The sequence below is a fragment of the Hymenobacter montanus genome, from assembly GCF_014699115.1.
GTDB lineage: Bacteria > Bacteroidota > Bacteroidia > Cytophagales > Hymenobacteraceae > Hymenobacter > Hymenobacter montanus.
This window is the reverse complement of sequence record NZ_JACXAD010000001.1, coordinates 289,032-300,660: the sequence shown is the minus strand read 5'-3', so window position 1 is coordinate 300,660 and position 11,629 is coordinate 289,032. Positions and strand designations below refer to the sequence as shown.

Sequence of the window (11,629 nt, the reverse complement as noted above, 5' to 3'; positions counted from 1 at the left end):
AGAGCTGGCCACAGCGGGAAGTAGCTATCTCTGGCGAGGTCTGCTTAGCTCTCGGTCTTGAGCAGCACCACCTGGGCCTTGTCGGCAATGCTGATTTTACGCCGGAAATCCAGGTAGGCGGCGTAGGCTGTGCGGGGCATCCGGCCCCGCTTTAGCTCCAGGCGGCGGATGTATTGCACCGTCCCATCGGGCAGCGTGGCGTAGTGGCTAGCGTAGGTGCCGTAGGCGGTGCTGAGCTGCACGGCCGAGGGCAAAGTCTCGGCCCGGAAGCCCGCGGGCAGGTGCAGACGCACGGTGTCGGCGTGGAGGCTGGCCCGGGGCAGCCACAGGGCGGCCTGGCGCTCGCCCACCTGCGCGGGTAAGGCGGGCAGGCGGCTCAGTAGGTTGGGGGTAATGAAAACGCGCTTGCCGCTGGGCACGGCAAAGCCCGGCAGGGCCAGCCCCAGGGTTTCGACTACGCCCGGCAGCGGCCCGGCCGCCGTAGCGGCCAGGTTGAGCTTGGTCAGGGTGAAGGTGGGCAGTTGGAGGCGGTCGACGACGTACTTTTTTTGTTCCGTTGGGCTCAGGTCATGCAGCAGCTGGGCGTAGAGATCCTGCTCCTGGCCGGTGCGCAGGGTGCGGGCCGTTGCCGTGGCCCCGCCCGCGGCGTCCAGAAACAAGTCGATGCGGCGCTCCCGGCGGTTTTCGGTGCTGCCGTAGCTGGGGGTGGCTACCAGTTGCCCGCCCTGGGGCGTGAGCAGTAGGGCATGGCGGTTGCCCGTAAAGCTGCCCAGGTAGCCGAAGGCTTGCGTCTGGCTCGTGCACTCCAGCCACAGCGTATCGGGGCGGCTGCCGGTGGCCAGGGGCACGCACAAGATGGCGTGGTTGAACTGCGAGCTGGGGAAGTCGGCGCGCAGGTCGGCCTGGTCGCCGCCGGCCCCGACCAGGGCCACGTAGGCGGGCACGCCGGCGGCGGCCAGCAGGGCTTTGGTGTAGTTGCTCAGGGCTTTGCAGTCGCCGTAGCCGCTGCCGGCCACGGCGCTGGCCGGGAAGGTTTGCCAGCCGCCCAGGCCCAGCTGCACCGAAATGTAGCGGGTGCTGCCTTGCAGCAGGTCGTAGACGCGCCGGGCCTTGGTGCGAGCATCAGGGGCGTCTTTCACCAAGGCGGCTACTTTAGCCGCGGTGGCCGGCGGGAGCTGGTCACGGCCGGCGTTCAGGTCGTAGTTCCACTGCCCGAAGCTCTGCCAGGTGGCGCAACTGCCTTTATGCCCCTGCACCTCAAAGGCGCCGGGAGCTAGTGCCACCGCCGGCGTGATGTCGGCCAGCGGGGGGGCGGCTTCTTCCTCGTCCACGGCCGGCAAATCGGTCAACTGCCACTGGTAGGTTTCCTGGCTGCCAAGGGTAGTGCGGGCAACGACGCTGCCAGGGGGCAACTGCCGCTCCTGGTAGCGCAACGGCAGGGCAGCCGGCGTGGTTACGCGGAGCGTAGCGGCTTGTACCGCCAGGCCCTCCGCTTCCTGCGGCTGCCAGTCCGGGTAAAACAGCGTGTTGTCCGACACGATTTCGTAGTCGAATTCTACCGTGTAGGGCGTTTGGGGCTGGCGCAGGTCGGCGTAGCGTACGCGCACATCGGTCATAAAACTGCCCCCCGCGTCGCCCATGCCCCGGTCGTGAATTTCGGCTGGACGCAGCTGGTGCAGCAGGCGGCCGCTGCCATCGTACACGGCGCCGCGCAGGTAGCTCAGGGTGTTAAGCGCATCGTAGCTCACGGCGTGGCGCCCGAAGTCGTCGCCCGCCGGCTCGAGCACCGTGATGGCCCGGTGCACGGTATGCACCAGCCGGCCGGCCGATTTTACGGTTACTACTTCGTCGTCGGCCCGGAGCACGGCGTGCGCGCCCTCCCGCAAGGATGCCGGAATGTCGGTCACCGCGTATTTCGGGGCGGGCCCGGCGGGCCGCAGCAACAGAAAGCTGCTCAGCGGAAGGGCAGCCATCAAGGGAAGCAACGCTTTCACGAGATAAGGGATAAGACGATTAGGACCGATTCGAAAAGATTGTTAGAGAAGCTGCTAAGTCAGAACCAGCGCGGCCGGCTCCTTCCGTACCGCCCGGTTGCTGAATACCCAGGTTTCCGGCCCGACTACTCAATAATGAGCTACGCCTTCTTCTTAATCACCAGCTTCTCGCCTTGCTTGGCCAGCATGAGGCGGTAAAACTCGCGTAGATTGGCGTACTGCTCCGCCGCGTACATGGTCTGGCGTAGGCTCAGGCGGCTGGTAATCTGCACCGTGCCCGGGCCCGCGGGGCTCACGTTGTAAAAGAAGCGGCCACCTTCCTCGGGCAGCTCAACTACGGCCGGTTTGGGTATTTCGGCCAGCTCGTAGCCGGCCGGCAGCGTGAGGGTGACCATGGTCGTCTCGTCCTGGGCCGCGCCAAAGTCGACGGGAAACAGCCGGTCGTCGTGGCGGAACGGATTCTGCTCGCTGCTGAACTCCCGGAGCGGGTTCAGGTACAACAGACCGGCGGTGGCGGCATCGTCGGCCGGCTGGGTAAATTCGTAGTCCAGCGCGAGGGGCTTGGTTACGTTGTCGCGTTCAGCCACTGTGAACTTGGGGATGGTCCAGTTGCTGTGCTGGCCGGAGTGCTCGGCGAAAAACTTTTTCTCACCCAGCCGGGCCAGCTCTTTGCGCGTGTCGGCGGCAGCGTAGCCGCCGTGCTCCTCATGCACCTTGCCGGTGAGGCCGCCTTGGGCGTCCAGGGTCAGGGCCACCTGGTGGAAGCGCACGTGGTGCAGGGTGGGAGTCAGGTCGATCCAGCGGCTATCCGCGGTTTTAGGCATAATCAGCCGGCCCATCTGGTTGAGGCAGCGCTCGGGCAGCACGCCGCAGGGCAGCAGCGGCTCGGTGGCGTCCATCAGCAATTCCTTACCGTCGGGTAAGGCCACCAGGCCCACCACGTAGTTGAATTTGTTAAGCAGCGTCAGGGTCTGATTCACCCGCCCGTGGTCGCGGGTGCTGAGCAGCACGGGCTGGGCGGGCAGGCCCGCGTCGCGCAGGGCGGCGATGAGCAGCAGGTTTACATCGGCCGCCGAGCCGCGGTGGGCGTCGTACGCCTTGCGCAGCGAACCGTCGGTGTGATAGCGGTTGGTACCGTCGTAGCGAATGCCGCTCATCACTACTTCCCGTACGGCCGCCGCCCGGGCCACCGGATCAGGGTATTGTCCGGCCAGGGCTTTCATCTGGTCTTTGAGAAAGTTACCCCGGTCGAGCTGTTGGCCGAAGTTATCATCGCCCAGCAGCTCCATGTCGATCTTAGCCCAGTTTGCGGCCACGTTGACGTAGCCCTGACCCGGAAACTTTTCGCCGGCCAGCTGGAAGTTAAGGCGGTCTACGTAGTCCTCCGCAGTTGTCATAAAGGGTTCTTCGCGGAAGGCCGGCACGTTTTTCATCGCCCAGCGGTAGTTAGTGACCCGGGCCGTTACGGTCTCGCTGCTGCCGCCTTGACGGGTGGTGGCAAAGCCGCCGCCGACAAAGCCACCCGCCGTGTGAACCATGAACTGAATGCTGCTTTCGCTCTGGGACTTCACCGCCAGGGGGTGGTAGCCCTGCAACAGCATCCGGTAGTCGTAGTATTCGGGGATAGCCGCGTGAAACTCACTCCAGCGCGTGGGTATTTCGCGCTGAAACGTCCAGTCCTGAAAATTGAACAGGAAGTCCGAGGTGACCGTGTAAGCGTACTCAATTACGGAGCCCTCCCGTACGTCGGGCAGCGTGAACTTGCGTACCCGCTGGTTTTTGCTGCGCTCCTCGAGAAAGGAACTGCTGCTTTCCAGCTTGGTTTTGACCACCTGCCCGTTCACCAGGTTGTAGGTGAAGCCGCGCAGGGAAGAAATCTTTTCGTCCTGGGTGTTGCGATGGTAGAGAGGCACTTCCACCGTGGCCACGTCGTAGCCGGCTTTCTTCAGAATTTTGATGCGCGTTATCCTTTCGGAAACCAACTGAAAGTTATCATCCCGGTACAAAAAAGAGGTTGTGCCGTAGTCGCACAGTACTACGGCGGCCGCGGCGCTATCGCCCACAAAAGGGGCGGCAGTTAAGTCTTTCGGGTCGAGCTTACCGAATTTGATGGGTTCTTGGGCCTGCGCAGTGAGGGAACTCAGCAGGGCTGCTACCAGGACTGCGGGGAAGAGTAAGAATTGCTTCATGCGAAGAATAAATGGTAAGCAAATTTTTTCACAAATTAAAGATAAAAATGCAAGCAACATAGTAGCTGTTTGCTTGTGAAAAGATAATTATCTTATTAAGAGGTAGATAAAATTAATTAGCGTTTTCTCTGAATAATGAGCTTCTCGGCTGGCTTAGCCAGCATGAGGCGTTAGAGCTCCTGCAGGTTGGCGTACTGCCAGCTTCGTACACGGCATTGCGCAGGCTCCGACGACTGGTAATCTGCACCACGCCAGCAGGGGCTGCCGTCAAGCTATAGAGGAAGCGGCCACCATCGGGTAGGTCGATTACGGCCGGTTTAGGGAGTGCAGCCAGTTAGTAGCCAGCGGGCAGCGGGAGGGTAACCATGATGGTTTCATCCTGGGCGGCGCCAAAATCAATGTTGCAAAGTCGGGCCTCGTGCCGGAACGGGTTCTCCTCAGCTCCCAATCCCCCTAGTGGGCTCGAAGCGGGCCGCAGGGCAGGATAATAGCGGGAAAGAAACAGGGCTGGCAAGTATTAAGGAAGAAACACGCGAAAATCAGCTGCCCTTAAGTTGACCAACGGCCCCTTCCCCAGCAATACCTGCTGCCCGCCGCCCGCGCTATCAGCCGCAAAATCATCAGCCGCATTCCGTTGGCATTACTCACTCCTTCCAGATAGGGGCTTTTAGTCGGCTCCCAGGTTACTTTCGCGGCCGGGTCCCGGCCTTACACTACCTCTTCGGGGGAAGGCTCCGGAGCGGGCGCGGAGTCTGCTGCTGCCACGGGACCAGTGGCGGTCAGGGTGAGCAGGTAGGCGATGGCCAGCAGCACGCACAGCAGGCTCACGCCGTGCACGTAGGGCAGGCGGGCAGGCTGGTTGGCGAATATCCAGCCGGCGAGCAGGGCACCCAGGCCGATGCCGATTTCCAGGGCGATGTACATGGTGGCCACGGCCCGGCCCCGGTACTCGGGGTGGCTCAAGTCGATGGTCCAGGCGTAGAGCGTGGGCGAGTTCAGCCCGGTGCCAATGCCGAACACCACGGCTCCCACCAGAAACCAGGGCACCGACGGCGACCACACCAGCAACCCCAGCCCCAGGGCCAGAATGGCCGCCGATACCCGCAGCACCGGAATGCGTCCGTGAATATCGGAGGCCCGGCCCGACAGCAGGCGCACGCTCAGCGAGGCCCCGGTGTAGCACACGTAAAACAAGCCCTTAGTGGGGCCCGCCAGGCCCAGCAGCCGGCTCTGGTCGGGGATGACCGTGAGCACCGCGCCGAAGGGAAACAGGCACAGCAGCGTAACCAGAGCCGGCGCCAGCACCCGCGGTTCCAGCACCTCGTGCCAGCTTAGCTTCAGCAGCGACCAGCTGAAGCGCCGCCGCTGGGCCCGGGGCAGCGTCTCGGTGAGGGTGCCTTGGACTACCAGGGAGAGCAGGGCCATCCCGCTCGAACAGTAAAACATGGTATTCAGCGAGAAGTGCTGGGCCAGCCAGGAGCCGAAGGCCGGCCCAAACGCCATGCCCAGCGCCCCCGTTACGCCCAGCAGGCCCATGGCTTCGCCGCGCCGCTCCATGGGCACGATGTCGGCGATGAAGGCAGCGGTGCCCGTGGGCTTAAAGCCGGTGCTGAAGCCGTGCAGCAGCCGCAGCGTCAGAAAGCTGGTTACGGTGAGGGCCCAAGGGTAGAAAAAACCGCATACAAAGCAGACCAGCGAACCGAAGACCATGACGGGGATGCGGCCCACGGTATCGGCCAGCTTGCCCGAAAAAGGCCGCGAGAAAGCCGCCGTGAGGGTGAATAAGGCAATGATGTACCCTTTGTACTCGCCCCCGCCCAGCCGGGTCAGGTGTTCGGGCAACTCGGGCAGCAGCAGGTTGAAGCTGAGAAAGAACAGAAACGACGACCAGCACATCAGCCAGAAGCCCAGACTATACGTCTGGCGCGTGGTAGCTGGTGAAAAAGGGGCTTTCGGGATATTCAAGGAGCTTCAGTACTATTCAGAGTGGGCCAGCCGCGACCAGGTTTTACCCCCATCTGCTACCCTTTCGGACGGCTTGGCGGCTGGTCCTCCGGGCCTGCTCAGCAGCGCGGCCTCCGCAATGCCGAGGTACTGCTGGAAGCGGGACTTGCCCTGGTGTAGGCTCATCATGACCTAGGCATGGGGCACGCCCTGAGCCGTTTTGAGCGTGGCGAAGGTTTTACGGCCGCGGTGAAACAGCGCCAACTGACGGAAGGCGCCGGCCAGGTGCTGCGCGTAAAGGTACGGAAAGGTGAGGCGGGCCAGCTGTATTTGGCCTGCGGAAGGGCGAGGAGGCGGCTGGTATTTAGCTTTAACGACCATTTAAGCAGCCTCTCATTCCTTGTCCAATGCAGTCAGCCAGGCAGCAAGCAGCAAGTAGTGGGCCTGATTCACGAATACCAAGCCGCCGTCTATAGGGCCGTGGCCTTATTGAATAAGTCAAAGCAGGAAAAAGGCTTTCAACGGCCGCAGGAAAGCCCAGGAGTTTGGGCCGGGTATCCAGACGACTTAAAGCAAGTGCGATCCAGTTTCCACGGCAGTGGCTGTATCATTACCAGGTCCGCGTTTCAAGTAGACTTCGATTACGGCGGAGAAGGCGGCTGTACCGGCATTGACACCTGGTTCATGGTTGATTCTCTAAAAAGCAACCTAGTCATACAAGCAAAATATCCTTTGCTGACCAACGGCGAAATAAGCGGAACAGCTTCTACAGGAATTAGCGGAAGAGGGCTTGCTAACCAGGTACCGGTATTCTGCGGATGATAGGCGCTATTATGTAACGGCTGACATCGGCAAGCCCAATCCGCTGACAGTAAGGTTGTACATGCCCGGTGAGGACGTTTCTTTGTGATGCCTACCCGCCTACTCCCATACCGGGGGTAAAGGGCCGGTGGCTCGTTTGGGTTCGTAGGCGTGCCAAGCGGGCGCAGGGCCTGGGTTTTATCGCTGAACACGGGGCATTGTAGTGTTGAGGCACCACACCGGGTAGGTCATTAGTGCCGATGTAAACTCAGGCAACATTTCCCATACCCGGCTACTGAGGCCGAGCGGAGGACCGCACCAGGGTGAAGACAAGGCATTCAGGAAAGACTCGGCGCTAGTCTCAGCTGCCCCCGGCTAGCCCGGAATTAAACTTTGCGTCGGTCGGCAAACGGCATATAAATCATCGGCGAGCGCCTTATGACCCTCTTTATTCAAGTGAATGCCATCGGGAAGGAAGGCATAGTCACGCCGCAGGATGTCGTGCGAGTCCACCCACCGCAGGTTGGGGGTGGCGTCGAAGCGGTGCTTCAAAATCAAGCCGCCGAGCCGGCGCAGCAGGTTGTGAGTCGACGCGACGGCGGGGAAAGGAGATATGCACACAAACGTGGTTTGTGGATTCTCCTGAATCAATTGGTTTATCAGGTTGAACTGCTGACGGTATTTGCGCAGCACCACCCACGTCAGTACGTACAGGGTGCTGCCCACCAGTACTTTAATCAGATCCATCGCAGAAAGTCCGGTTCCGACTGAAGGGGTGGGAGCTTCCGCTCCCACCGTTACGCGCCGAGGGGAAACTGCCGCTGAGATGGCTTCCGCAGTCGAGGCGGGCTTTTGCTTCTGGGAGCTGTAGCTGTACAGGGAGCTAAGAGAGGACAACTCGGCTTTAATCCCGACCGTAGTCGCTAACATATGCTTCCAGCTGGCCGAAAATTCAAAGTTGCCCAACTGTAAAAAAACGTGCTTGGATCGGAACTGGCGCGTTAGTGGCGCATGCTTGGCAATTTTGCCAATGGTGGCATAAGGGCTTTTTATTACTTCGGTCGAGTGAAAAACTCTTGCCAAATGGTCCACGAAAGAGCAGCCCTCTTCTACCAGGTAGCCCGCAACATGACACCCGCCTATAAATTCTAAGATAGGGGCATTAAAATGAGACATAATTTTATTATAAAAAATCTTAGGGCTCGTAAAGATAAGCAGGCCTATGGATTTTATAAAAAAGCCTGGCTTTCCAAGGTGTGTATTTTTGTCACTATTACAATTAAAACTAACAGTTCTTTATAAAGTGTATTGATTATGAATAGGTTGTTTTATGTTAAATAGCACTGGAAATTCCATGTTTATTTGCCCTCCCAGCAACTGATAGAGCTTCAGGTGTTTGCTGCTGCTACCATAAACCAAACTCTCGAATTTGCAAGGCAAAAACCGGTATGTTCTCTAGATAACCTGGTATTTATGAAATTATTTTGGCTGCTTGAAGCCGTGCGGCGCTGCAGTTAGGAATTGACCTAAAATAAGAATGATGAGGATTTACTTATTATTAATAAAGTACTAAATAAAGGCCTGACTTAAGGGGTTAGGTCAAGTCATCAGCCAGCGGAATTTGGCGCTATCCTTTCAACTATGAGCAAGCCCGGGCCGGGCGTCCGCAGTTTTAGAGCAGAGGTTAAAGATAACGAACAATAAAGTCGGAAACCAGCCCAGCAACCCGAAGCTGATGGAGTAGGGGTGGGGCGGCCCGCTAGTCAGCGTGAACCCTTGCCTTCCCGGTTGAGCTTATCGATGGAAGCGGCCAAGAAGTTTCGGCAACTGGTAGCCGGCCCCGGCTGGGAATGTTGGCCCGGAGTGAAAGTTTTGGATATCGCCAGGGGCCAAGGGCTCGTACAGGGCCTGCATCTCCTTCCGAATATATCCTCTATGACGCAAGAACAACTACGCTTGGCCGAAGACCACGCCCAAACGGCAGCCTGGAAGAAATTTGGACCTTACTTAACAGAACGCCAGTGGGGCACGGTGCGCGAAGACTACAGCGCCGACGGCAACGCCTGGGAATACATTACCCACGACCTGGCCCGCTCCTACGCCTACCGTTGGGGCGAAGAGGGCATCGGCGGCATCAGCGACGCCCGGCAGCAGCTCTGCTTCGCCCTGGCCCTCTGGAATGGCCGTGATGCCCAACTGAAAGAGCGCCTGTTTGGCCTTACCAACGGTGAGGGCAACCACGGCGAAGACGTGAAAGAGCAGTACTACTACCTCGACAGCACGCCCACGCACTCCTACATGAAGCTGCTCTATAAGTATCCCCAGCAGGATTTTCCGTACGAGCAGCTGCGCGCCGAGAATGCCCGGCGCACCCGGCAGGAACCCGAATATGAGTTGCTCGACACCGGCATATTTGACGAGAACCGCTACTTCGACGTTTTCGTGGAGTACGCCAAAGCCGGCCCCGAAGACCTGCTGATTCAAATAACCGTGCACAACCGGGGCCCGGAGGCGGCCACCGTGCACGTGCTGCCCCAGGCCTGGTACCGCAACACCTGGGCCTGGGGCTACGAAAACTACCGCGACCGGCCCGAAATGCACCTGGTGCATCCCGGTGCGGTGGAAATGGCGCACCAGGAGCTGGGCGTGTACCGGCTCTACTGCGACCAGGCGCCCGACCTGCTTTTTTGCGACAACGACACCAACGGCGTACGGCTCTACGATTTACCCAACGAAGGCCGCTACTTCAAAGATGGCATCAACGACTACCTTGTCGAGGGCCAGGCCGCCGCCATTAACCCGGCGCAGCGGGGCACGAAGGTGGCCGCGCACTACCCGCTCACCGTGGCGGCCGGCGCCTCCCAAACCGTGCGGGTGCGGCTGCGGCAGGCCGGCAGCGCGGCGCCCTTTGCTGATTTCGACCAGGTAGTGGCCCGGCGTCGGCACGAAGCCGACGAATTCTACGACTGCCTGCAGGAGCACCTACCGGACCCCGATGCCCGCAATGTGCAGCGCCAGGCCTTCGCGGGCCTGCTCTGGAGCAAGCAGTACTATTATTACGACATGGCGCAGTGGCTCGACGGCGACCCCAATTTTGTGGTGCCGCCGGGCCAGCGGCGCCAGGGCCGCAACAGCGAGTGGCGCCATCTCTACAATGCCGACATCATTTCGATGCCCGACAAGTGGGAGTACCCCTGGTACGCGGCCTGGGACCTGGCGTTTCACTGCCTGCCGCTGGCCATGGTCGACGCCGAGTTTGCTAAAAGCCAGTTGCGGCTGCTGTGCCAGGACTGGTACATGCACCCCAACGGCCAGCTGCCGGCCTACGAGTGGAACCTGAGCGACGCCAACCCGCCCGTGCACGCCTGGGCCACCTGGCGGGTGTACCAGATGGACCAGAAGCGGCGCGGCGGCCAGGGCGACACCCACTTCCTGGAGGCCGTCTTCCACAAGCTCACCCTCAACTTTGCCTGGTGGGTGAACCGCAAGGACCGTAACGGCCACAACATCTTCGAGGGCGGCTTTTTGGGGCTCGACAACATCGGCGTGTTCGACCGCAGCGCCCCGCTGCCCACCGGCGGGCACATCGAACAGTCGGACGGCACCAGCTGGATGGCCATGTACGCCCTCAACCTCATGCGCATGGCCCTCGAGCTGGCCCGCACCAACCCCGTGTACCAGGAAATTGCCAGCAAGTTCTTCGAGCACTTCCTCTACATCGTGGAGGCCATGACCAAGGGGGGCGACGGCGAATTCAACCTCTGGGACGAGGAAGACAGCTTTTACTACGACGTGCTGCACACCCCCGACAGTACGCGCACCAAGCTCAAGGTGCGCTCCATCGTGGGGCTCATCCCGCTGTTCGCGGTGGAGGTGCTCGACGAAGAGATTCTCGACGCCCTGCCCGAGTTTACCCAGCGCCTGCGCTGGCTACTCCGCCACCGGCCGCAGCTGGCGGCCCTGGTGTCGCAGTGGCAAGACCCGGGCAAGGGCGAGCGGCACCGTCTCTCGCTGCTGCGTCGGCACCGCCTGAAGTGCCTGCTGGCCCGCATGCTCGACGAACAGGAGTTCCTATCCGACTACGGCATCCGGGCCTTGTCGCGCTACCACCTTGAACACCCGTACCGGTTTCCCGGGGCCGAGGCCGACTTCTCGGTGGCGTACGTGCCCGGCGAGTCGGATTCGGCCATGTTCGGGGGCAACTCCAACTGGCGCGGCCCCATCTGGTTTCCGATCAACTACCTCATCATTGAGTCGTTACAGCGCTTTTATGCCTACTACGGCGACTCTTTTCGGGTGGAATACCCAACCGGCTCCGGCCAGCTGTGCACCCTGCGGGAAATTGCCACGGCCCTGGCCGCGCGCTTAAGCAAGCTGTTTCTGCGAAATGAGCAAGGACGCCGCCCTGCTTTTGGCTCCGACGAGCGCTTGCAGCACGACCCCCATTTTCGCGATTACCTCCTGTTTTACGAGTACTTCCACGGCGAGGACGGCCGCGGCCTGGGCGCCAGCCACCAAACCGGGTGGACGGGACTGCTGGTCCGCCTCCTTCCGAGCGAGGTCGCGGAACGAACTCTTTAGGCATGAGTCTGCGCCCCCCGGGCGGCCACTGCTCAACCCAAATATAACTGGCCCACCGGGGCGTATAGGCGCTGTTCCCCGGAGCAGCAGGTGAGTTGACAGCCGCCCCAGCTTCTCGTA

General features: G+C 60.7%; 8 protein-coding genes. 2 read left to right on the top strand and 6 right to left on the bottom strand.

All coding sequences use genetic code 11. The annotated features are described in order from the left end of the window. Nucleotides 1–44: 44 nt before the first annotated feature. The 5 genes from IC235_RS01135 to IC235_RS01115 all read right to left on the bottom strand — a co-directional run bounded on the left by IC235_RS01135 (nt 45) and on the right by IC235_RS01115 (nt 6,316). Complete coding sequence (locus tag IC235_RS01135) at nt 45–1,973, bottom strand: DUF3857 domain-containing protein (RefSeq protein WP_191003315.1); 1,929 nt, start codon at nt 1,971–1,973, stop codon at nt 45–47. 161 nt (nt 1,974–2,134) lie between these two features. After that, nucleotides 2,135–4,183, bottom strand: coding sequence for a DUF3857 domain-containing protein (locus tag IC235_RS01130; protein WP_191003314.1), 2,049 nt, complete (start codon nt 4,181–4,183; stop codon nt 2,135–2,137). Nucleotides 4,184–4,517: 334 nt separating this feature from the next. Then, nucleotides 4,518–4,697, bottom strand: coding sequence for a hypothetical protein (locus IC235_RS01125; protein ID WP_191003313.1), 180 nt, complete (start codon nt 4,695–4,697; stop codon nt 4,518–4,520). 194 nt (nt 4,698–4,891) lie between these two features. Next, nucleotides 4,892–6,148: an MFS transporter gene (locus tag IC235_RS01120; protein WP_223847005.1), complete on the bottom strand. Its 1,257-nt coding sequence runs from the start codon at nt 6,146–6,148 to the stop codon at nt 4,892–4,894. A 12-nt stretch (nt 6,149–6,160) separates the two neighbouring features. Continuing rightward, on the bottom strand, nt 6,161–6,316 hold the full coding sequence (locus IC235_RS01115) for a hypothetical protein (protein WP_191003312.1): 156 nt from the start codon (nt 6,314–6,316) through the stop codon (nt 6,161–6,163). A gap of 9 nt (nt 6,317–6,325) precedes the next feature. Here IC235_RS01115 and IC235_RS01110 point away from each other — a divergent pair, with 9 nt between their 5' ends. Continuing rightward, nucleotides 6,326–6,949, top strand: a complete 624-nt coding sequence (locus IC235_RS01110) for a DUF6896 domain-containing protein (RefSeq protein WP_191003311.1) — start codon at nt 6,326–6,328, stop codon at nt 6,947–6,949. Nucleotides 6,950–7,303: 354 nt separating this feature from the next. Here the strand turns inward: IC235_RS01110 and IC235_RS01105 are convergent, their stop codons facing one another. After that, nucleotides 7,304–7,675 carry an SGNH/GDSL hydrolase family protein gene (locus IC235_RS01105; RefSeq protein ID WP_191003310.1) on the bottom strand — a complete coding sequence of 124 codons (372 nt, stop codon included), beginning with the start codon at nt 7,673–7,675 and terminating at the stop codon, nt 7,304–7,306. A 1,188-nt stretch (nt 7,676–8,863) separates the two neighbouring features. Here IC235_RS01105 and IC235_RS01100 point away from each other — a divergent pair. Then, nucleotides 8,864–11,509, top strand: a complete 2,646-nt coding sequence (locus IC235_RS01100) for an MGH1-like glycoside hydrolase domain-containing protein (protein WP_191003309.1) — start codon at nt 8,864–8,866, stop codon at nt 11,507–11,509. Nucleotides 11,510–11,629 lie beyond the last annotated feature (120 nt).

What these genes read in the sequence shown, in the direction of transcription:
- IC235_RS01135 (WP_191003315.1), bottom strand. Translation starts at nt 1,973, where the DNA reads ATGGCTGCCCTTCCGCTGAGCAGCTTTCTGTTGCTGCGGCCCGCCGGG.
- IC235_RS01130 (WP_191003314.1), bottom strand. Translation starts at nt 4,183, where the DNA reads ATGAAGCAATTCTTACTCTTCCCCGCAGTCCTGGTAGCAGCCCTGCTG.
- IC235_RS01115 (WP_191003312.1), bottom strand. Translation starts at nt 6,316, where the DNA reads ATGATGAGCCTACACCAGGGCAAGTCCCGCTTCCAGCAGTACCTCGGC.
- IC235_RS01110 (WP_191003311.1), top strand. Translation starts at nt 6,326, where the DNA reads ATGGGGCACGCCCTGAGCCGTTTTGAGCGTGGCGAAGGTTTTACGGCC.
- IC235_RS01105 (WP_191003310.1), bottom strand. Translation starts at nt 7,675, where the DNA reads ATGGATCTGATTAAAGTACTGGTGGGCAGCACCCTGTACGTACTGACG.
- IC235_RS01100 (WP_191003309.1), top strand. Translation starts at nt 8,864, where the DNA reads ATGACGCAAGAACAACTACGCTTGGCCGAAGACCACGCCCAAACGGCA.